Annotated in this window: 17 protein-coding genes; 1 reads left to right on the top strand and 16 read right to left on the bottom strand. The window is 72.7% G+C overall.

What is annotated here, in order from left to right:
• Positions 1-36: 36 nt before the first annotated feature.
• From DEF28_RS08845 to uvrC, 9 genes are all read right to left on the bottom strand, one after another.
• Positions 37-399, bottom strand: coding sequence for an RNA polymerase-binding protein RbpA (locus DEF28_RS08845; RefSeq protein ID WP_114400130.1), 363 nt, complete (start codon positions 397-399; stop codon positions 37-39).
• A gap of 122 nt (positions 400-521) precedes the next feature.
• Positions 522-758 (bottom strand): preprotein translocase subunit SecG, encoded by a 237-nt coding sequence (gene secG / locus DEF28_RS08840; protein WP_114400129.1) that lies wholly within the window; start codon positions 756-758, stop codon positions 522-524.
• Positions 759-1,056: 298 nt separating this feature from the next.
• Positions 1,057-1,857: a triose-phosphate isomerase gene (gene tpiA, locus DEF28_RS08835; protein WP_114400128.1), complete on the bottom strand. Its 801-nt coding sequence runs from the start codon at positions 1,855-1,857 to the stop codon at positions 1,057-1,059.
• A gap of 13 nt (positions 1,858-1,870) precedes the next feature.
• Positions 1,871-3,058 carry a phosphoglycerate kinase gene (locus DEF28_RS08830; protein ID WP_114400127.1) on the bottom strand — a complete coding sequence of 396 codons (1,188 nt, stop codon included), beginning with the start codon at positions 3,056-3,058 and terminating at the stop codon, positions 1,871-1,873.
• Positions 3,059-3,292: 234 nt separating this feature from the next.
• Positions 3,293-4,300, bottom strand: a complete 1,008-nt coding sequence (gene gap, locus DEF28_RS08825; RefSeq protein ID WP_114400126.1) for a type I glyceraldehyde-3-phosphate dehydrogenase — start codon at positions 4,298-4,300, stop codon at positions 3,293-3,295.
• Between the two features lie 433 nt (positions 4,301-4,733).
• Positions 4,734-5,714, bottom strand: coding sequence for a DNA-binding protein WhiA (gene whiA, locus DEF28_RS08820; RefSeq protein WP_114400125.1), 981 nt, complete (start codon positions 5,712-5,714; stop codon positions 4,734-4,736).
• A gap of 237 nt (positions 5,715-5,951) precedes the next feature.
• Complete coding sequence (locus tag DEF28_RS08815) at positions 5,952-6,953, bottom strand: gluconeogenesis factor YvcK family protein (protein ID WP_181874423.1); 1,002 nt, start codon at positions 6,951-6,953, stop codon at positions 5,952-5,954.
• Positions 6,954-7,125: 172 nt separating this feature from the next.
• Positions 7,126-8,010, bottom strand: a complete 885-nt coding sequence (rapZ, locus tag DEF28_RS08810; protein ID WP_114400131.1) for an RNase adapter RapZ — start codon at positions 8,008-8,010, stop codon at positions 7,126-7,128.
• A 4-nt stretch (positions 8,011-8,014) separates the two neighbouring features.
• Positions 8,015-10,081, bottom strand: a complete 2,067-nt coding sequence (uvrC, locus tag DEF28_RS08805; RefSeq protein ID WP_114400124.1) for an excinuclease ABC subunit UvrC — start codon at positions 10,079-10,081, stop codon at positions 8,015-8,017.
• A 293-nt stretch (positions 10,082-10,374) separates the two neighbouring features.
• On the opposite strand from uvrC, the gene DEF28_RS08800 reads away from it, so the two are divergent.
• Complete coding sequence (locus tag DEF28_RS08800; RefSeq protein ID WP_114397181.1) at positions 10,375-11,502, top strand: mechanosensitive ion channel family protein; 1,128 nt, start codon at positions 10,375-10,377, stop codon at positions 11,500-11,502.
• Positions 11,503-11,574: 72 nt separating this feature from the next.
• Here the strand turns inward: DEF28_RS08800 and DEF28_RS08795 are convergent, their stop codons facing one another.
• The 7 genes from DEF28_RS08795 to murJ form a co-directional block, all read right to left on the bottom strand.
• Positions 11,575-11,970, bottom strand: coding sequence for a Rieske (2Fe-2S) protein (locus tag DEF28_RS08795; RefSeq protein ID WP_114397187.1), 396 nt, complete (start codon positions 11,968-11,970; stop codon positions 11,575-11,577).
• 212 nt (positions 11,971-12,182) lie between these two features.
• The gene (locus DEF28_RS08790; protein WP_114397180.1) at positions 12,183-12,884 is read right to left on the bottom strand and encodes an RDD family protein; all 702 of its coding nucleotides are present in this window, start codon (positions 12,882-12,884) and stop codon (positions 12,183-12,185) included.
• Positions 12,885-13,028: 144 nt separating this feature from the next.
• Positions 13,029-13,721 (bottom strand): RDD family protein, encoded by a 693-nt coding sequence (locus tag DEF28_RS08785; RefSeq protein WP_114397179.1) that lies wholly within the window; start codon positions 13,719-13,721, stop codon positions 13,029-13,031.
• A gap of 106 nt (positions 13,722-13,827) precedes the next feature.
• Positions 13,828-16,662, bottom strand: a complete 2,835-nt coding sequence (gene uvrA, locus DEF28_RS08780; RefSeq protein WP_114397178.1) for an excinuclease ABC subunit UvrA — start codon at positions 16,660-16,662, stop codon at positions 13,828-13,830.
• Between the two features lie 229 nt (positions 16,663-16,891).
• Complete coding sequence (locus DEF28_RS08775; protein ID WP_114397177.1) at positions 16,892-17,956, bottom strand: TerC family protein; 1,065 nt, start codon at positions 17,954-17,956, stop codon at positions 16,892-16,894.
• A 317-nt stretch (positions 17,957-18,273) separates the two neighbouring features.
• Positions 18,274-19,377 carry a glycosyltransferase family 4 protein gene (locus DEF28_RS08770; RefSeq protein WP_114397176.1) on the bottom strand — a complete coding sequence of 368 codons (1,104 nt, stop codon included), beginning with the start codon at positions 19,375-19,377 and terminating at the stop codon, positions 18,274-18,276.
• Entirely contained in the window at positions 19,370-21,022 is a 1,653-nt protein-coding gene (gene murJ / locus DEF28_RS08765) for a murein biosynthesis integral membrane protein MurJ (protein ID WP_233515185.1), read from the bottom strand. The genes DEF28_RS08770 and murJ overlap by 8 nt, the downstream gene beginning before the upstream one ends.
• Positions 21,023-21,049: the final 27 nt, after the last annotated feature.

The raw sequence follows: 21,049 nt of genomic DNA, 5'->3' as shown, positions 1-21,049 counted from the left end.
GCCGGTGGGCGCTGGAAGAACAGGAGGGGGAGGGGGTCAGCCGCGCATGGCCGCCGCGACCGCCGCGCGGTCGGCGCGCAGCTTGGCGAGGGCCTCCTCCAGGATCGCCTGGCCGTCGGCGTCGCTCCGCCGCTCCTTCACGTAGGCCAGGTGCGTCTTGTACGGCTCGGTCCGCGGCGGGGCGGGCGGGTTGTTCGGGTCCTTGCCCGCGGGGAATCCGCAGCGCGGGCAGTCCCACTCCTCGGGCACCTGGGCCTCGTGCGAGAAACTCGGCACGACCTCATGCTTGTTGGCGCAGTAGAACGGGATACGGATCCGCGGCGCGGACTCGCCGCGCTCGGCCTCGCCCATCGGGCCGGCACCGACACGGCTGCCCCGGATGGCACTGCCACTACCCACGAAAGAACTCCTTCGGCGACATACCCCGCTGAGGGGACGGCTGATGCGCCAGTCGGCGGCACGGCGGCAGGGTGCCGGGCGCGAGGTGCCCGGGCCGCGCGGGCACGAGAGACTGGAGGGGTCTAGGCGCCCCGGTTGATGAGCAGCCCCAGCACGACCGCGCACACGACCCAGATGAGGCCCGTGATGATCGTCAGCCGGTCGAGGTTGCGCTCCACGACGGAGGAGCCGCCCAGGGAGGACGTGACGCCACCACCGAACAGGTCGGAGAGGCCGCCGCCCTTGCCCTTGTGGAGCAGGACCAGCAGGACCAGCAGCACGCTGCAGATCATCAGAACGATGGACAGACCGAGGACCACGTGCTCACCCGTAACTCGACCCCTGCGAGGGGGAATTGACGACCTGGGGCCCCAGGACCGCGACACGACCGTCCGGTGGTACCGACGGTCGGCGAGCCAGGGACCGGGAACAGATTCCGATGTTACCTTCTACCGGAGCGCGCGGGACGGAGTCGCCCGTTTCTCGTCACGGAGCCGGTGCACGCCGGAACCACCCGCGCAGTGTAGCGCGCGCCCCGGACCACTCCGGCCGCCGACCCGCTGCGGACCGGCGCTCCGCCGGGGGCGGCCGCCAGGCCGGCCCCCTGCGGAGCAGCGGCTACGCCTGCTCGCCGAACCGGACCAGCTTGACGAACTCCTCCGCCTTCAGGCTCGCTCCGCCGACGAGCGCGCCGTCGACGTCGCCCTGCGCCATGATGCCGGCGATGTTGTCGCTCTTCACCGAGCCGCCGTACAGGATGCGCGTCTCCTGGGCCGTCTCGGGCGAGTACAGCTCGCCGAGCCGCGCGCGCAGCGCGGCGCAGACCTCCTGCGCGTCGGCCGGCGTGGCGACCTCGCCGGTGCCGATCGCCCAGACCGGCTCGTAGGCGACGACCAGCCGGCGCGCCTGCTCCTCGGTCACGTCCTTGAGCGCCCCGTCGAGCTGGGCCAGCGTGTGCGCGACCTGCTCGCCGGCCTTGCGCACCTCCAGTCCCTCGCCCAGGCAGAGGATCGGGGTGATGTCGCGGGCGAAGGCCGCCCGGACCTTGGCGTTGACGACCGCGTCGTCCTCGTTGTGGTACTGCCGGCGCTCGGAGTGGCCGGCGAGCACGTAGGAGCAGCCGAGCTTGGCGAGCATGGCACCGGAGATCTCGCCGGTGTAGGCGCCCTTCTCGTGCTGGGAGACGTCCTGCGCGCCGTAGCCGATCTTGAGCTTGTCGCCGTCGACCAGGGTCTGCACGCTGCGCAGGCTGGTGAACGGCGGCAGCACGACGACCTCGACCGCGTCGAAGTCGCCGTCGTTGAGCGCGAACGCCAGCTTCTGGACCAGCGCGATGGCCTCGAAGTGGTTGTTGTGCAGCTTCCAGTTGCCCGCGATCAGCGGCTTGCGCGCGGTCTTCGCGGTTGCGGGGTTAGCCATCGGGGAGTCTTTCCTACTCTTCCAGTGCGGCGATGCCGGGCAGGGTCTTGCCTTCGAGGTACTCCAGGCTCGCGCCACCGCCGGTGGAGATGTGGCCGAACGCGGACTCCTCGAAGCCGAGCGCGCGCACCGCCGCGGCGGAGTCGCCGCCGCCGACCACGGTGAACGCGCCGGAGTCGATGAGGCCCTGGGCGACGGCCCGGGTGCCGCCGGCGAAGGGCGCCAGCTCGAACACGCCCATGGGCCCGTTCCAGAAGACCGTCTTGGCGTCGGCGAGCTTCTCCGCGAACAGCTCGGCCGATCGGGGCCCGATGTCCAGGCCCATCCGGTCGGCGGGGATGGCGTCGGCCGCGACGACGTCGTGCGCGGCGTCGGCGGCGAACTTCTCGGCGGCCACGATGTCGACCGGGAGTACGAACTCCACGCCGCGCTCCGCCGCGCGCCGCAGGTACTCCTGGACGGTCCCGATCTGGTCGCGCTCCAGCAGGCTGGCGCCCACCTCGTGCCCCTGGGCCGCCAGGAAGGTGAACACCATGCCGCCGCCGACGAGGATGCGGTCGGCGGTGCCGAGCAGGTTGTCGATCACGCCGAGCTTGTCGGAGACCTTGGACCCGCCGAGGACCACGGCGTAGGGGCGCTCCGGCGACTCGGTGAGCCGGCGCAGCACCGCGACCTCGGTGAAGACGAGCTGTCCGGCGGCGTGCGGCAGCCGGGCCGGGAGGTCGAAGACGCTGGCGTGCCTGCGGTGCACGGCGCCGAAACCGTCGCCGACGTAGAGGTCGGCGAGCCGGGCCAGCCGGTCGGCGAACTCGCCGCGCTCGGCGTCGTCCTTGCTGGTCTCGCCCGCCTCGAAGCGCAGGTTCTCGACGACGGCCACCTCGCCGTCGGCGAGGGCCGCGCTCACCTCGCGGGCCGACTCGCCCGCGGTGTCGGCGGCGAAGCGCACCTCGGTGCCCAGCAGCTCGCCGAGCCGGGCGGCCACCGGCCGCAGCGAGAACTCGGGGCGCACCTCGCCCTTGGGCCGGCCCAGGTGCGCGCCGACCACGACGCGGGCGCCGCGCTCCCGTAGTTTCCGGATGGTGGGCAGGCTGGCCCGGATACGGCCGTCGTCGGTGATGCGGTCACCGTCGAGCGGCACGTTCAGGTCGGCCCGGACGAACACGCGCTTGCCCGCGACGTCGAGGTCGTCGATCGTCCGCATGTGGGTTTCCCCTCCAGGGAGAGTGGGTTCGAAGAGTCCACAGGACGCGGCGCCCTGCCGGCCACCGGACCGGCGGCCCGCTCGCTCCGGCCGCCACAAGGCCGCGCCGTTCGGCGGGTCGATGCGGTCGCGCACCACCCGCGACATGGCGGCGGACCGCCGCGACGGGCATGGAGGTGACGCCCCCCGGGAGGAGGGCGTCACGTGCGGCCGTGGCGGCGGGCCGGGAGGCGCCTAGAGGCGCGAGCCGACCAGCTTGGCGAGGTCGACCAGCCGGTTGGAGTATCCCCACTCGTTGTCGTACCAGCCGATGACCTTGACCTGCGAGCCGAACGTCATGGTGAGGCTGGCGTCGAAGGTGCACGAGGGCGAGGTGCCGACGATGTCGGAGGAGACGATCGGGTCCTCCGTGTAGTGCAGGTAGCCCTTGAGCGGGCCCTCGGCGGCGGCCTTGAACGCGGCGTTCACCTCGTCCTTGGTGACCTCGCGCTCGACCTCGACCACGAGGTCGGTCACCGAGCCGTCCGGCACCGGTACCCGCATGGCCATGCCGTCCAGCTTGCCCTGGAGCTCCGGCAGCACGAGGGCGGTCGCCTTGGCCGCACCGGTCGTGGTGGGGATGATGTTCTGCGCGGCGGCGCGCGCCCGGCGCAGGTCCTTGTGCGGGAAGTCCAGGATGACCTGGTCGTTGGTGTAGGCGTGCACCGTGGTCATCAGGCCCTTGACCACGCCGAAGTTGTCGAGCAGCGTCTTGGCCATCGGCGCCACGCAGTTGGTGGTGCAGGAGGCGTTCGACAGGATGTGGTGCTGCGCCGGGTCGTACTTGTCGTCGTTGACGCCCATGACGACGGTGAGGTCCTCGCCCTTGGCGGGGGCCGAGATGATGACCTTCTTGGCGCCGGCCTCGATGTGCTTCCTGGCGTCCTCGGCCTTGGTGAACCGGCCGGTGGACTCGATGACCACGTCAACGCCGAGGTCGCCCCAGGGCAGCGCGGCCGGGTCGCGCTCCTCCAGCGCGCGGATGCTCTTACCGCCGACGCTGATGGTGTCCTCGCCGACCTCGACGTCGCCCTGGAGCGTGCCGAGAACGGTGTCGTACTTGAGCAGGTGCGCGAGAGTGGCGTTGTCGGTGAGGTCGTTGACCGCGACGATCTCGACGTCGTTGCCCCCGGCGGCCTGCACCGCACGCCAGAAGTTACGGCCGATCCGACCGAAGCCGTTCACGCCTACACGGATGGTCACGGAACCAGTCTCCTCACGTGTTTCGATATGTCGCTGCGAGCGGTCCGGCGCGAACCGCGCCGATTCCCGGAAGAGCTGCGTTGGTCGGGGTTGTCTCCGAGCCTATCGCCACCCGTCGCGGGCGGCCGAGGTGGATCCGTGGTGAGCCCACGGCGACGGAGCCCCGCAACGCCGGGACCATCCTGGCAGCAACATCCTCAGAGGTCTAGACCATTACGTCGGGTTTTTGGGCCCGAACGATTTTTACGGCGATATTTACTGCGGGTTACCTGATCCGCGGCCGCGCGGACTGGTCGGCCGCTCCGCAGCCGCCCGGACAGCCTTCCCACTCCACAGCCGCCCGGACAGCCTTCCCGCTCCGCAGCCGCCCGGACAGCCTTCCCGCTCCGCAGCCGCTCGGGCTGGACCCCCAGGCGCCGGGGCAGGGTCAGGGTCAGGGGACGAGCATGTCGGCGGTCAGGTTGGCCTCGGTGCCGGGAATGCCCAGGTCGGCGGCCCGCTTGTCGGCCATGGCGAGCAACCGGCGGATCCGGCCGGCGATGGCGTCCTTGGTGAGCGGGGGGTCGGAGAGCTGGCCCAGTTCCTCCAGCGACGCCTGCTTGTGCAGCAGCCGCAGCCGGCCGGCCGCCACCAGGTGGTCCGGCGCGTCGTCGCCCAGGATCTCCAGGGCGCGCTCCACCCGCGCCCCCGCCGCCACCGCCGCCCGCGCGCTGCGCCGCAGGTTGGCGTCGTCGAAGTTGGCCAGCCGGTTGGCAGTGGCCCGCACCTCGCGGCGCATCCGGCGCTCCTCCCAGGCGAGCACGCTCTGGTGCGCGCCGAGCAGGGTGAGCAGCGCCCCGATAGAGTCGCCGTCGCGCACCACGACGCGGTCCACCCCGCGCACCTCGCGCGCCTTGGCGTGCACCTTGAGCCGCCGGGCGGCCCCCACGAGCGCCAGCGCCGCCTCGGGCCCGGGGCAGGTGACCTCCAGGGACATGGAGCGGCCGGGTTCGGTGAGGGAGCCGTGCGCGATGAACGCCCCGCGCCACGCCGACTCCGAGTCGCAGGCGCCGCCGGCCACGACATGGCGGGGCAGGCCGCGCACGGGACGGCCGTTGTTGTCGATGAGACCGGTCTGGCGCGCCAGGCTCTCGCCGTCCTTGATCACCCGGACCACGTAGCGGTTCCCCTTGCGCAGCCCGCTCGGAGCCAGCACGACGACCTCGGACTCGTGGCCGAACACCTCGGAGACGTCCTTGCGCAGCCGGCGCGCGGCGGCCCCGGTGTCGAGCTCCGCCTCGATCACGATCCGCCCACTGACCAGGTGCAGCCCTCCGGTGAACCGCAGGATCGTGGAGACCTCGGCTTTCCGGCAACATGGCTTGAGAACGGTCAGCCGGCTCAACTCGTCCTTCACCACGCCGGTCATGGCCATGGATGCGGTCCTCCCCTGAAACGCTCTGCGGTGCAGCGTCGACAGCACTGCCCTTGGTGAACACTGCCCCTCGTGGCAGACTACTGGCCGAGCGCGGCTGAGCCACGCCCCTGACCGCGTGTCCGAAGGCCCCTGGCCAAAGCGAAGCCGCGGGTTCTCCGCTCTGCGGGGCCTTGGTGCGGATTGTCCCGCCGGTCGGACCGCGACGGCCCGACCGGGTCCGGTCGGACGCGGCGGTCAGCCGCCCCCAGCGCGGAAGACGGCATCGAACGCCGCGGCGAGCAGGTCCGGATCGTGACGCGGCGTCCCGTCGGCGGCGGCGACGTCGGCGAGCACCAGCCGCCCGCCCAGGCTTTCGGCCGCCGCGCGCAGCAGCCGGGTGTCCTCGACCACGCCGGGATCGGCCAGGACCACGTCCACCCCTAGGCGCGGGGCGTGGGCGGCCAGCACCTCCAGGTAGGTGTGCGCCGCGAAGCCGTCGGTCTCACCGCGCTGCGGTGACAGGTTGAGCGCGACCATCCGGCGCGCCGGCGTCCGCACCAGCGCGTCCGCGAGCTCGGGCACCAGCAGGTGCGGAAGGACGCTGGTGAACCACGAACCGGGGCCGAACACCACCCAGTCGGCCTCCAGCACCGCCTTGACCGCCTGCGGTGAGGCCGGCGGCTCTTCGGGCACGAGCGTGATCGAGCGCACCCGGCCGCGGGTGCTCGCGCACGCCACCTGCCCGCGTACCGTGCTGACCTCGGTCGGCCGCGCCGGGTCGACCCCCTCGACCTCGGCGACGATGTCCAGCGGGACCGACGACATCGGCAGCACCCGGCCGTGTGCGCCCAGGAGCTGGCCGACCCAGTCCAGGCCGGCCACGGAGTCGCCCAGCAGCTCCCACAGCGCCACGATCAGCAGGTTGCCGACGGCGTGCCCGTGCAGCTCGCCCTCCGACCGGAACCGGTGCTGGATGACCTCGCTCCAGGTGTGGCCCCACTCGTCGTCGCCGCACAGCGCCGCCAGGGCCATGCGGAGGTCGCCCGGCGGGAGCACCCCCAGTTCCCGGCGCAGCCGCCCGCTGGAGCCGCCGTCGTCGGCGACGGTCACCACGGCGGTGACGTCGGTGGTCACCCTGCGCAGCGCCGACAGCGAGGCGTGCAGGCCGTGCCCGCCGCCCAGTGCCACCACCCTCGGCGGAGGAGGCTCGTCCGCGGTCTCCGCCTCCGGGTTGCCCGCGTCCTCGTAGCCCGACATCTGAGTCTGCGTACCCCTGTCCGATCCGTGTGCGAACCGCATCGACGCCGCCGTTCCGACGGCCGGCGGCCCGCCGGCCGCTTGCAAATGAAGCCATGCTAGGGGGTGCCGAGGGGGTGCGGTCGGCCGCCTCCGCGCCGGGCGGGGCGGGACCGCGGCGGTGCGGCGGACGCTACTCGCGGCCCACGTCGCGGTGGACCACGTTGACCTCCAGCCCCTCCTCGCGCAGCCGGGCACCGAACTGCTCGGCCATGGCGACGCTGCGGTGCTTGCCGCCGGTACAGCCCACGGCCAGCGTCATGTAGTGCTTGCCCTCCCGCAGGTAGCCGGCCACCAGCAGCCGGAGCACCTCGGTGTAGGAGTCGAGCAGCTCCTTGGCCCCGCGCTGGGCCAGCACGTACTCGCGCACCGGCGCGTCCCGGCCGTTCATGGGGCGCAGCTCCGGCACCCAGTGCGGGTTGGGCAGGAACCGGCAGTCGATCACCAGGTCGGCGTCGACCGGCAGGCCGTGCTTGAAACCGAACGAGACCACGTTCGCCCGCAGGTGGGACTCGTCGGCCTCCCCGAAGAAGCCGACCACCCGTGCCTTGAGCTGGTGCACGTTGAGCTGCGAGGTATCGATGACGAGATCCGCCTCACCCCGTATGGCGCGCAGCAGCTCCCGCTCCCGCGTGATGCCGTCGGTGAGCCGGCCGTCCGCCTGCAGCGGGTGCGGGCGCCGCACGCCCTCGAACCGGCGGACCAGCGTCTCGTCGCCCGCCTCCAGGAACAGCACGCGCGCCGCGATGCCGCGCCGCCGCAGCTCCTCCACCGTGGACAGCAGGTCCTCGGTGAAGGCCATGCTGCGCACGTCCACCACCGCCGCCACCCGCGGGACCGCCCCCTGCGTGCGGCCGGCGAGGTCGATCATCGTGGGCAGCAGGCCGGGGGGCAGGTTGTCGACGACGAACCAGTCCAGATCCTCCAGTGCCCGCGCCGCCGTGCTGCGCCCGGCCCCCGACATGCCCGTGACGATCACGATCTCCGGCGGCAACTCCCCGCCGAGACTGCTCACCACCTGGTCATCCCCCATTGCCTCGTCCGCCCTCGTCCGGTGAGTTCTCCGCGCCGCCAGTATCGCGGCCGCCGGCCAGCCGCGCCGCGATCGTCTCCGCGGTCCGCGCGCCGATGCCGGGCACTTCGCTGATCTCCTGCACCGATGCCGCCGCCAGCCGCCGCACCGAGCCGAAGTGCTTCAGCAGCGCGGTCCGGCGCGCCGGCCCCAGGCCCGGGACCTCGTCCAGGGCGCTGGAGGTGAGCGCCTTCGCGCGCCGCTGCCGGTGGTAGGTGATCGCGAAGCGGTGCGCCTCGTCCCGCACCCGCTGGAGCAGGTACAGCCCCTCGCTGGTGCGCGGCAGGATGACCGGGTCCTCCTCGTCCGGCAGCCAGACCTCCTCCAGCCGCTTGGCCAGACCGCACACCGCGACATCGTCGATGCCGAGCTCGTCGAGCGCCCGCCTGGCCGCCTGGACCTGGGGGCGGCCGCCGTCCACGACCACCAGATTAGGCGGGTAGGCGAACTTGCGGGGTGTGACGTGGGCCGCTTCGTCCTCGGCTCCGGCCTCGGCCGCGCGCGGGGCGGGGGCGCGGCCGTCCCCGTCCCCCTCCTCCGCGCCCGCCATGTTCGCGAGCTCGCCGGAGCGCTGGCTCTCCTCCAGGTAGCGGGTGAACCTCCGGGTCATGACCTCGGCCATGGCGGCGACGTCGTTCTGCTCGGCCGCTCCGGTCCCGCTGCCGCGGATGCTGAAACGCCGGTACTCCGACTTGCGCGCCAGGCCGTCCTCGAACACCACCATGGAGGCCACCACGTGGCTGCCCTGCAGGTTGGAGACGTCGTAGCACTCGATCCGCAGCGGCGCCTGCTCCAGGTCGAGCGCCTCCTGGATGTCGGCGAGCGCGCGGCTGCGGGTGGTGAGGTCGCTGGCGCGCTGGGTCTTGTGGCGGGCCAGCGCCTGGCGGGCGTTCTGCTCGACCGTCTCCAGCAGGGCGCGTTTGTCCCCGCGCTGGGGCACCCGCAGGTCCACCCGTCCGCCGCGGTGCTCGCTGAGCCAGGCGGCGACCGCCTCGGCGTCGGCCGGCTCCGCCGACACCAGGACCTCGCGCGGGATCGCGGCGGCGGTCCCGGCCGCCGCCCCTCGGTCGTCCCCCGGCTCGGCCGCGCCGTAGGTCTGGGCGAGGAACTGCGCGACGAGTTGTGCGGTGTCGACGTCCTCGACCTTGTCCACGACCCAGCCGCGCTGGCCCCGGATACGGCCGCCCCGCACGTAGAACACCTGCGCCGCGGCCTCCAGCGGGTCCTCGGCGAACGCGATGACGTCGCAGTCGGTGCCCTCGCCCAGCACCACGGCCTGCTTCTCCAGGGCGGTGCGCAGCGCCTGGACGTCGTCGCGGAGCCGGGCCGCGCGCTCGTACTCCTCCCCGGCGGCGGCCTCCCGCATCCGCTGCTCTAGGCGCCGGATGAACCGGCCGGTGTCACCCGCCATGAACGCGCAGAACTCCTCGGCCAGCCGGCGGTGCTCGTCGGGGTCGACCCGGCCCACGCAGGGCGCCGAGCACTTGTCGATGTAGCCGAGCAGGCAGGGCCGGCCGCTGGAGCGGGCGCGCCGGAACACCCCGGCCGAGCAGGTGCGCACCGGGAACACCCGCAGCAGCAGGTCGACGGTCTCGCGGATGGCCCACGCGTGGGAGTAGGGGCCGAAGTAGCGCACGCCGCGGCGTTTGGCGCCCCGCATGACCTGCACCCGCGGGAACTCCTCGTTGAGGGTGATCGCCAGGTAGGGGTAGCTCTTGTCGTCGCGGTAGCGGACGTTGAAGCGCGGGTCGTACTCCTTGATCCAGGAGTACTCCAGCTGCAGCGCCTCCACCTCGGTCCCCACGACCGTCCAGTCCACGTCGGCGGCCGTGGCCACCATGGTCTGGGTGCGCGGGTGCAGGGCGGCGAAGTCCTGGAAGTAGGACGACAGCCGGGACCGCAGGTTCTTGGCCTTGCCCACGTAGATGACCCGGCCGTGCTCGTCGCGGAACCGGTACACCCCGGGCGAGGTGGGGATCGATCCGGGCTCGGGACGCAGGTGGGGTTGGGCTGCCATACGTCCATTGTGGTCGCGGTGACCGACAACTCGCACCTCGACGCGGTTCCGAGGGCGCCGCCGGGCGGGGCCGCCTACGCTGGGGGCGGAGCGCACCGCCCGGCCTCCCGCCAGCGAAACGTCACGATTCGGTATCCGCATGCTCTAGGTTGAGTGGGACACCGGGTGATTTCCCCCCGTTCGCAAGGAATCTCCGTAGCCGCCTCGCGGCAGGCCCGCGACCCCCGAGCCGGACGGCCGCCCGGTGCCCCACTCCCCCGTTCCCCAGCTTTCTCCTGAAAGGGACCGTTTTCGTGGATGTCGGACATTGGGTCGCCATCGGCGTCTCCGTCGCGATCTCCGTGCTCCTCGTCACGGTGGTGCACTGGCTGCTCACGCACCAGCTCTCCAAGGTCTGGGTGCTGGCCGATCCCCTCGTCCAGCGGTGCCGCCTGTCGGCCTACGCCGCCGGCGCCGTGGTCGGCGTCAACCTCGCCCTGCCGGCCCGCGACGAGGTCGGCCGGGCGGTGTACACGATCATCCAGCACGCCATGCAGATCGCCATGATCGGAGCGCTGGTCTGGCTGGCGCTCACCGTCGCCTACGCGGTCACCGACACCGTGCTGGTCAAGCTCGCGGTCAAGAGCTCCGACGCCGACCGGCGCTCGCGGCGGCTGCAGACCCAGGTCAAGCTGCTGCGGCGGGTCTTCGCCACCATCATCGGCATCCTCGCCGTGGCCGCGATCCTGTTCACCTTCGACGCCGTCCGGGCGCTCGGCGCCGGGCTGCTCGCCTCCGCCGGCCTGATCTCGGTCGTCGCCGGCATCGCGGCCCAGTCCATGCTCGGCAACCTCTTCGCCGGGCTCCAGCTCGCCTTCAGCGACTCGCTGCGGATCAACGACATCGTGGTCTTCAACGGCGAGTGGGGCCGCGTCGAGGAGCTCAGCCTCACGAACGTGACGCTGCGGCTGTGGGACGAGCGCCGGCTGGTCCTGCCGGTCTCGCACTTCACCAACAACCCGTTCGAGAACTGGACCAAGCAGGGCACCGCGATCACCGGCGCCGTGCTGCTCCGGGTCGACTGGGAGGTGCCGATCGACAAGATCCGCGCCGAGGTCGGCGAGTTCGTCAGCAACCACCCGCTCTGGGACGGCCGCCGCTGGTCCCTGCAGGCCACCGACGTGCTGGAGACCGGGCTCATCGAACTGCGGGCGGTCGTCACCACCGCCGACTCCGACGCCCGCTGGGACCTGTGCTGCGACCTGCGCGAGCACCTGGTCGACTACATCCGGCGCAACTTCCCCGAGTCGCTGCCGCGCAACCGCACGGAGGTCACCGGCGACGGCGCCGAGCCCTACGCGGCGATCTGGCCGACCTCGGCGTTCCGCCGCGAGCACGCCCCCGCGGACGGCTCCCTGCGCGAGGAGCAGGACGCGGAGTGAGCGGCGTCCGCCGCACCGCGGCGGTCGGGCGGGCGACCGCGCGACCGCCGCTTTCGATGTCGGCGAGTCGGCTCAGACCAGGGTGATGTCGGTGCCCTCCACAGTCACCTCGAACGCCTCCAGCGGCTGGGTCGCCGGCCCGCGCAGCACGTCGCCGTCGGCGATGCCGAACACGCTGCCGTGGCACAGGCAGTGGATCACGTCGGTCACCTCCTGCACCGTGCAGCCGCCGTGCGAGCAGACGGCGCTGAACGCCCGGAACTCGCCCTCCGTGGGCTGGGTCACCACGAGCTTGTCCCCGATGATCAGCTGCCCGCCGCCCACGGGAACGTCGGTCGTCTGGGCCACCACCTGACCGTGCAGGCTGTCCTGCGGCCTCGGCCGGTCCTCCGGCGGCGTGCACGCGCTCGCGCCCACCGCCGCGGCTCCGGCCGCTCCAGCGGCGCCGAGCAGCCTCCGCCGGCTCAGCCCGCACGCACACGACGCCCCCGCACCCATCACGAGGCTCCCTTCGACCTGTCCCGAGACTTCCACTACGCACTGTAGTAGTAGCGGGGAGCGCTCCGCGCCACGCCCCGGGGTTGGAGGACCGGCAGGCTCCGGGAGCCGGAGGGTCCGGCGGACGTGCCGCCGGACCACGCGCGGGACGGGCCCCGGAGGGGCCCGCCCCGAGGCGGCTGTCAGGCGGCTGTGACCACCACCGTCTTCGCGACCTTGTCGTTCAGGGACTGCCGGTTCGGCTTGTCCCACAGCGGCCACAGTCCGTTGAGCACCGGCACCAGGCTGATCAGCCAGCCGATGTAGGGGATCCAGTTGAGGAAGGCCGGCAGGTACCAGGTCAGCGCCCGCAGCACGGCCGCGCTCATGGGCAGCCGCGGCGCCGGACCGGTGATCGGGACGACCTGGAGCCGCATCACCATCTTGCCGACCGTCCGCCCGAACGCGGCGAGCATCAGCGCCTCGTAGACCACCGCGATGACGAACCCGACCACCGCGCCGATCACCCGGGCGCCGAGAGTGAGGTCACCGGACGGCTGGGCGCCGTAGGTCTCGGTGCCGTAGTCGGTCGCGGCGGTGCCGGCGAACGCGAACAGCACCACGGCGAGCACGATGACGTAGGGGATGCCGACGATGATGGTGTCGATGATGCGGGCGACCAGGCGCTGCCACCACTCCGCGAGCTGCCCGGGCTGGCGCCGGTAGCCGCCGGCCGGCGGCTCCCCCTCCCGCTCCGGCGGCGGTTGCGCGCGTCCCGCGCCGTATCCGCGCGAGGGCCCGCCGCCCGGGGACGGCGGCCGCTCCCCCTCCGGAGGCGGGCCGCCCCCCTCGTCTGCGCGGCCGCCCGGGTCGCGCGGCCGGTCCGGTGGCGGTGGATTGTTCATGGGCTGGCGCACCTCATGGTGGTCGGACGCTCGGTCGGAGCTACAGGCGTCCCATTATCTGCCGGGACCCCCGGTGTTCCCGCGAGGTCCGCCACCCAGCGTGTCGTCGCGACCACGATGCGCACTGGCGTGCTCCGCCCGGGATCACCGGTCGCGGAGCACGACCGTCCGCCCGATCTTGTCGTGCAGCCCCTGCCGGTTCGGCGTGTCCCAGAGCGGCCACAGCGCGACGAAGACCAGGAACAGCAGGAACAGCAGCGACTGCACGCCCACGTGCGTCCACACGAAGAGGTTGACCAGGTTGTACACGGCCGCCCGGACGAGCACCTGGGCGACCGGGACCTCCCCCGGACGGCCGGTCCCGCCCACCACCGCGACCCGCAGCTTCAGCGCCGCCTTCCCCGGGGTCCGCCCCCAGCGGCGCAGGCACACCGTGTCGAAGGCGACGGAGAGCAGGTACACCACGATGCTGAAGACGATGCCGAAGTTGCGCTCGCCGCTGCTGAACGCGATGTCGGACATGACCACCTGGCCGCCGACCCACGCCGCTCCGATGATCACCGCGACGATGCTGCCGGGGACGAGCACGATGACACCGTCGATGAGCCGGGCCAGCGCCCGGGACCCCCAGTCGGCCAGCCGCGGATCCCCCGGCGGCCGGCCGCCGGGCACGCCCGCCTGCCAGGGACCGCCGACCGGCGGCGGGACCGGCCCGCCGAGATAGGGCCCCGACGGGACCGCGGGGCCCCCGGTCGGCGGCGGGACCGGCCACCCGCCGCTCCGGGCGTGCGGGTCGGCAGGCGGACCGCCGTCGTTGGGGAGCGGGGGGTAGCTCATCGGGAATACGGCTTTCTGGATGGGGGCGGGAGGGCGTGCGCAGCCGCGCGTTGCACCGACGATACCGAGCGCGACGAGCCGCCGCGCCCGCCGGCGCCCCGGCGCTTCAGAGGATCTTGCGCAGGAACTGCCCGGTGAAGCTGTCCTCGACCGCGGCGACCTCCTCGGGCGTGCCCGCGGCCACCAGGGTGCCACCGCGCGAGCCGCCCTCGGGCCCCATGTCGATGATGTGGTCGGCGGTCTTGATGACGTCGAGGTTGTGCTCGATGACGATCACCGTGTTGCCGTTGTCGACCAGTCTGCCGAGCACGCCGAGCAGCTTGCGGATGTCCTCGAAGTGCAGGCCGGTCGTCGGCTCGTCCAGCACGTAGACGGTCCGGCCGGTGGAGCGGCGCTGCAGCTCGGAGGCCAGCTTGACGCGCTGCGCCTCGCCGCCGGACAGCGTGGTGGCGGGCTGGCCCAGCCGCACGTAGCCGAGGCCGACGTCGTTCAGGGTCTGCATGTGCCGGCGGATACCGGAGATGGGCTCGAAGAACTCCAGCGCCTCCGCGATGGGCATGTCCAGGACGTCGGCGATGGTGCGGCCCTTGTAGTGCACCTCCAGGGTCTCGCGGTTGTACCGGGACCCGTGGCACACCTCGCACGGCACGTAGACGTCCGGGAGGAACTGCATCTCGATCTTGATCGTGCCGTCGCCGGCGCACGCCTCGCAGCGCCCGCCCTTGATGTTGAACGAGAAGCGGCCCGGCTGGTAGCCGCGTACCTTGGCCTCGGTGGTCTGCGCGAAGAGCTTGCGGATGTGGTCGAACACCCCGGTGTAGGTGGCCGGGTTCGAGCGCGGCGTGCGGCCGATGGGGCTCTGGTCGACGTGCACGACCTTGTCGACCTGGTTCATCCCGTTCACCCGGGTGTGCCGGCCGGGCACCGAGCGCGCACCGTGCAGCTCCCGCGCGAGCGCCTTGTACAGGATCTCGTTGACGAGGGTGGACTTGCCGGAGCCGGACACGCCGGTGACCGCCGTGAACACGCCGAGCGGGAACGCGACGTCGAGGCCGCGCAGGTTGTTCTCGCGGGCGCCCTTCACGACGAGGTCGCGGCCCTTCGTCCGCGGGCGCCGCTCCGGCGGAACCGGGATGGACCGGCGGCCGGTGAGGTAGTCGCCGGTGCTGGAGTCGGTGCAGGCGAGAAGCTCCTCCACCGGCCCGGAGACCACGACGCTGCCGCCGTGCTCCCCGGCGCCGGGGCCGATGTCCACCACCCAGTCGGCCGCGCGGATGGTGTCCTCGTCGTGCTCGACCACGATGAGCGTGTTGCCGATGTCGCGCAGCCGCCGCAGGGTCTCCAGCAGCCGGAAGTTGTCGCGCTGGTGCAGGCCGATCGAGGGCTCGTCCAGCACGTAGAGCACGCCGACCAGCCCGGAGCCGATCTGGGTGGCGAGCCGGATGCGCTGCGCCTCGCCGCCGGACAGGGAGGCCGCCTCGCGCCCCAGGTTCAGGTAGTCCAGGCCGACGTCGAGCAGGAAGCCGAGGCGGGAGTTGATCTCCTTGAGGACCTGGGCGGCGATGGCGCGGTCGCGGTCGCTCAGCGCCAGGCCGCGCAGGAACTCGGCGCACTCGCTCAGCGGCAGCGCGCTGACCTCGGCGATGGACCGGCCGCCGACGGTGACGGCCAGCACGACCGGCTTCAGCCGGGTCCCCTGGCAGGCCGGGCAGGCGACCACCCGCATGTAGCCCTCCAGGCGCTCGCGGCTGATCTCGCTCTCGCTCTCGGAGTGCCGGCGCTGCACCCACGGGATGACGCCCTCGAAGGAGGTGTAGTAGGAGCGGGTGCGGCCGTAGCGGTTGCGGTAGCGGACGTGCACCTGGGTCTCGTGGCCCTGCAGCAGGGCCTTGCGGCCGGCCCGGGGCAGCTTCTCCCAGGGGGTGTCGAGGTCGAACCCGACCGCATCGCCGACCGCCTCCATCAGGCGGCCGAAGTACTCGCTGGCGTGCCCGCCGGACCACGGTGCGATGGCGCCCTCGGCCAGCGTCTTGGCGGGGTCGGGGACGACGAGTTCGGGGTCGACCTCCATGCGGGTGCCCAGGCCGGTGCACTCGGGGCAGGCGCCGTAGGGGGAGTTGAAGGAGAACGAGCGCGGCTCCAGCTCCTCGAACGAGAGGTCGTCGTAGGGACAGAACAGGTGCTCGGAGAACACCCGCTCGCGCTCGGGGTCGTCGTCGGGGAGGTCGACGAAGTCCAGGACGATGGTGCCGCCGGCCAGCCGCAGCGCGGTCTCGACCGAGTCGGTGAGCCGCTGCTTGGCGGACTCCTTGACGGTGAGCCTGTCGACGACCACCGCGATGTCGTGCTTCTCGTACTTCTTGAGGGCGGGCGCCTCGTCCAGCCGGACGAGGGTGCCGTCCACCCGCGCCCGGGTGTAGCCCTTGGCCTGGAGGTCGCGGAACAGCTCCACGTACTCGCCCTTGCGCCCGCGCACCACGGGGGCGAGCACCTGGAAGCGGGTGCCCTCGGGCAGCTCCAGTACGCGGTCCACGATCTGCTGCGGGGTCTGCCGGGCGATCTCCCGCCCGCACTCCGGGCAGTGCGGCCGGCCGATGCGCGCCCACAGCAGCCGCAGGTAGTCGTACACCTCGGTGATGGTGCCGACCGTGGAGCGCGGGTTGCGGTTGGTGGACTTCTGGTCGATGGAGACGGCCGGCGAGAGCCCCTCGATGAAGTCGACGTCGGGTTTGTCCATCTGGCCGAGGAACTGCCGTGCGTAGGCGGAGAGCGACTCGACGTAGCGGCGCTGCCCCTCCGCGAAGATGGTGTCGAAGGCCAGCGAGGACTTGCCCGAACCCGACAGACCGGTGAACACGATCATGGAGTCCCGCGGCAGGTCCACCGAGACGTCCTTGAGATTGTGCTCCCGGGCGCCCCGGATCACCAGCTTCTCGGCCATGTGTCAACCAGCCCCTTTACGGCATCGGCACCCTGGTGTCGCGTGCCACGCTGCGGGATGTGGCCTGCGCCGGACGAGTGAGGGGACGCGGTGGCGTCGGTCGTCGCGCGGCGTTCGACCTCTTAGATTAACCACTCCGGGCAGCGGAAACTTCCGGCCCGAACAGTAAGAGCGTCCGCCGGCGGCCGGCGGACGCTCCAACTATAACCGAACAGCTGTTCGACGGTGGCTACTCCCGCCCCGATCCCCGCGACAGGCTCTCGGCCCGCGACTCCCCGGCGTCCGGCAGGTCCGCCGGGGCGTCCGCGCCGGTCGCGGCACCCGCCGCGTCCTTGGGGGCGGGCCGGAGCAGGCTGGCGACGATCGTGACGGTCATCACGCCGAGGATGACGGTCAGCGACAGGCCGGTGCTGATCTCCGGCACCGCGACGCCGTTCTCGTGCAGGGCGTGCAGGAACATCTTGATGCCGATGAACACCATGATCGCGGCGAGGCCCCAGCTGATGTAGGCCAGCCGGTCCATGAGGCCGGCCAGCAGGAAGTACAGCTGGCGCAGGCCGAGCAGGGCGAAGGCGTTGGCGGTGAAGACGATGTAGGCGTTCTGGGTGAGGCCGAAGATCGCCGGGATGGAGTCGACCGCGAAGACCAGGTCGGTGACGCCGATCGCGACGATCACCATCAGCATCGGGGTGACGTAGCGGCGGCCGTCCTTGCGCACCGTCAGCTTCGCCCCGTGGTAGTCGTCGGTGACCGGCCAGACCTTCTTGACCATGCGCACCGCGAAGCTCTCGGTGAAGTCCTCCTGCTCCTCGGAGCCCTTGACATGGTCGCGCACGATCTTGATGGCGGTGTAGATCAGGAAGGCGCCGAAGAGGTAGAAGACCTCGCTCCAGGCGTTGATCGCCTGCGCGCCGATCGCGATGAAGAAGCCGCGCATGACCAGCGCGATCACGATGCCGACCAGCAGGACCTCGTGCTGGTACTTCTTGGGCACCGCGAAGCTGCCCATGATCAGGTAGAAGACGAAGAGGTTGTCGACGCTGAGGCTCTTCTCGGTGACGAACCCGGCGAAGTACTCCCCCGCCACCGTGCCGCCGCCGAAGTACCAGAGCCCGAAGCCGAACAGGATCGCGATCCCGATGTAGAAGGCCGCCCACCAGCCGGCCTGCTTGAGGCCGAACTCCTTGGGACCGCTCTTCTTGCTCCACGGGTGGTCGACGATCGCGAGGTCGACGGCCAGGATCACCACCATCGCGCCGATGGTGACAAGCCACACCCACATGGGGACATCCATTAGGACTCCTCCGGTTGCCAGGCCAGCCCGCTGTACGGGCACAGGTCGCTACCGGAGGTCTCTCCCGCCCACGGACGAGACCGTGGACCGACGGCACCGGGTTCGCCTCGTCGCGATCCGTGATGACGACACCGCCGCGAAGGGATACTCCCCTCACTGATTGTCATGACCCCGCGCACGCCGATCCATGCGTTCGGCAGTCGGGATCCGCGTCCATGATGCCATCGAATTCCCGGGGGGTATAGCCGCCGTGAGGTCCGATCCCGCCGCCGGGAGGTGTGTTCTGCCTCACTTGGGGGCCAGGCCGCGCCGCGCGGTCACGGCAGCACGCCGTCGTGCGCGGCGAGCCGGCGGTAGAGGCTGAGCACCTGCTCGACGGTGTCGTCCTCCGTGGGCAGCGTGGCCGCGGCCAGCCGGGCCGCGTCGCGCATCCCCCCGGCGAGGGCGGGGTCGTCCAGGACCCGCGCCACCTCGGTGGCCAGGGCGCCCGCGTCCCCGGGGGGCACGAGCAGCGCCACCTTCGCGTACAGGTCCGGGATGCCGCCGACCCGGGTGGCCACCACCGGCAGGTGGGCGCGCAGCGCCTCCATGATGACCAGGGACGGCCCCTCCCACAGGCTCGGCAGCACGAACATGTCGGCGGCCCCGAGCAGGTCGGCGATGTCGGTGCGGTGGCCCAGCAGCCGCACCGGCAGGTCCTCGGCCGCGATCCGCGCGGCCAGCCCCTCCCGCAGCGGCCCGTCGCCGGCGATCGCCACGACCGGGGCCGGGTCGTGCCGGGACAGCCGCGCGGTGGCGTCCAGCAGCACGTCCAGCCCCTTCTGCGCCGCCAGGCGGGCGACCACCAGCAGCAGCGGTCGCTCCGCAGGGACGCCGAGCTCGGCGCGCACGTCGGCGGCCGCGCGCCGCGGTGGCCCCATGGGCGGAGCGGTCACCAGCGCGCGCTCCACCGCGCGCGCGCCGCGGTCCCGCATCCGCGCCACCAGGTCTCCGGAGACCCCCAGCACGAGGTCGGCGCGCCGCGCCACCACCCGCTCCAGGGCCGGGAAGACCATCCGCATCGGGCCGGCCACGACGGGCGGCGCGTTGTGCAGCGTCACGATCAGCGGCGAGGCCTGCGCCAGCGCGCACAGCGCTCCGGCGCGGATGCCGTGGGCGTGCACGATGTCGACGTCCCCCAGCAGCCGGCGCAGCCGCCGCACGGCGGCGAGGTCGCTGGCCGGCCGGGGCCGGGCGCCCACGTCCACCGGCGCGAAGCGCGCCCCGGTTGACGTGAAGCCGAACCGCTCCTCGGTGGCGGGCGGGCCGACCACCGCCACCCGGTGGCCGCGGGCGCGCAGTCCGCCCGCCAGCGACCGCACGTGGTTGCCCACACCTCCGCCGCTGGTCGCGACGACCATCGCGATCCGCAGGTCACTCATGGGACGTGCCCTCCACCTCGTGTGTCGCTTCGGAGTCCGGCGCGGACGGCGCGGCACGCCGCGTGACCGCGGCGCGGACCGCCCTTCCGTCGATCAGCGCGGCGAGCGCGCCGTACACCGCGATGCCGACCGCGCCGGCCAGCAGCCCCGCGCCGGCGTTCGGCCACAGGCCGGTGGCGTCCAGGGCCGGCGGCACCGCCGCGCCCGCCGCGTAGCCGCAGGTCGCGCCCAGTGCCGCCGCGACCAGCACCCGGGCCAGTCCGGCGAACGCCGCCCTCCCGTGCGCCTGCGCCACCGCGGCCACGAGCAGCACCGCCGCGAGCGACAGGCCGACCGAGGTGCCGGCGCCGATGCCGGCCACCGCCCAGCCGCTCGGCAGCGCGGCGACCAGCCCGGCCGCGGCCGCCATGACGACCAGCCACCCCGCGACCTGGGCGACGGCCGCCGGGCGGCCGTGCCCCGACGCGTACAGCGCCCTGCTGAGCAGCGCCACCAGCCCGAATCCGACGATGCCCGGCGCGAAGGCCAGCAGGGCCCGCCGCAGCACCGCCGGGTCGCCGGCCGCGAACACCTCCGCGAGCGGGCCCGCCGCGGCCGCGAGGGCCGTCGCCACGGCGGCGGTGGTGACCACGCAGGCGCGCGAACTGGCCGCGACCACGGCGGTGTAGCCGTCCCGGTCCCCCGCCGCGTGGCGCACCGACAGGGTCGTGAAGGCGCTGGTGGCGATGGGGACGGCGATCACCCCGTAGGGGAGGGTGAACAGGCTCCACGCGTACTGGTAGAGCACCACGGCTCCGCCACCGCCGCCGCGGTTGGCCAGGGCCACCGCGAGCAGCAGGCTGAGCTGCATCGCCACCAGCGGCAGCAGGGCCGCGAACGCGAGCGTGCGCACCCGGGCGGCCACACCCGGCGGGAACGCCAGCCGGGGCCGCAGCCGGAGCCGCAGGCGGGCCGCGGGGACGAGCGCGGTGAGCAGCAGCGCCACCACCCCGGCGGTCGTCCCCACCGAGAGCACCAGCTCGGCGGCGACCGGCAGCCGCGCGAGGTCGTCGCGGTGCCCGCCGCTCAGCGGGACGAACGCGACGTAGGCCGACATCACCACGAGGCTCGACAGCAGCGGTGCCAGGGCGGGCGCCAGGAACCGGCGGTGCGCCTGCAGGACGCCGTACAGCACCGCGGCCAGCGCGTAGCACACGATCTGCGGGGCGAAGACCAGGAGGAACCGTACCGACAGCCCCCGCAGCTCCGCCAGGTCGCACCCGGCGCCGGCCCCGAGCATCAGGGCCATCGCGGGGCCGGCCGCGGCGGCGAGCAGCAGGCTGAGCGGCACGGCCAGGAGCACCACCCACGTCACGAGCGCCGAGGCGGTCCGCCGCACCTCGGCGCGGTCGCCCCGCTCGGCCGCCGCCGCGAGGACCGGCACCACCATTCCGGACAGCGCGCCGCCGATGACGATCTCGAACAGCACATTGGGCAGCTGGTTGGCCGTGTAGTACGCGGTGCCCAGGCAGTTGTCCCCCACCGTCTGGGAGAAGACGAAGGTCCGCCCGAACCCGGCCGCCCGTGCCACCAGGGTGACCGCGGCGATGAGCACGGCCGCACCGGCGACCCCGGCGCTCAGCCGCCGGATGCGTTCCCAAGTCACGGGTTGGCTGCTCCAGGTGTGCTACGT

The organism is Marinitenerispora sediminis (assembly GCF_003336425.1).
Lineage (GTDB): Bacteria > Actinomycetota > Actinomycetes > Streptosporangiales > Streptosporangiaceae > Marinitenerispora > Marinitenerispora sediminis.
This window is presented reverse-complemented; position numbering and strand designations above follow the sequence as displayed.

Excerpts from the sequence above, each read along its gene's own strand:
- DEF28_RS08815 (WP_181874423.1), bottom strand. The coding sequence starts at position 6,953 with ATGTCGGGCTACGAGGACGCGGGCAACCCGGAGGCGGAGACCGCGGAC.
- uvrA (WP_114397178.1), bottom strand. The coding sequence starts at position 16,662 with ATGGCCGAGAAGCTGGTGATCCGGGGCGCCCGGGAGCACAATCTCAAG.
- DEF28_RS08830 (WP_114400127.1), bottom strand. The coding sequence starts at position 3,058 with ATGCGGACGATCGACGACCTCGACGTCGCGGGCAAGCGCGTGTTCGTC.
- DEF28_RS08785 (WP_114397179.1), bottom strand. The coding sequence starts at position 13,721 with ATGAGCTACCCCCCGCTCCCCAACGACGGCGGTCCGCCTGCCGACCCG.
- DEF28_RS08770 (WP_114397176.1), bottom strand. The coding sequence starts at position 19,377 with ATGAGTGACCTGCGGATCGCGATGGTCGTCGCGACCAGCGGCGGAGGT.
- tpiA (WP_114400128.1), bottom strand. The coding sequence starts at position 1,857 with ATGGCTAACCCCGCAACCGCGAAGACCGCGCGCAAGCCGCTGATCGCG.
- DEF28_RS08790 (WP_114397180.1), bottom strand. The coding sequence starts at position 12,884 with ATGAACAATCCACCGCCACCGGACCGGCCGCGCGACCCGGGCGGCCGC.
- DEF28_RS08775 (WP_114397177.1), bottom strand. The coding sequence starts at position 17,956 with ATGGATGTCCCCATGTGGGTGTGGCTTGTCACCATCGGCGCGATGGTG.
- uvrC (WP_114400124.1), bottom strand. The coding sequence starts at position 10,081 with ATGGCAGCCCAACCCCACCTGCGTCCCGAGCCCGGATCGATCCCCACC.
- whiA (WP_114400125.1), bottom strand. The coding sequence starts at position 5,714 with ATGGCCATGACCGGCGTGGTGAAGGACGAGTTGAGCCGGCTGACCGTT.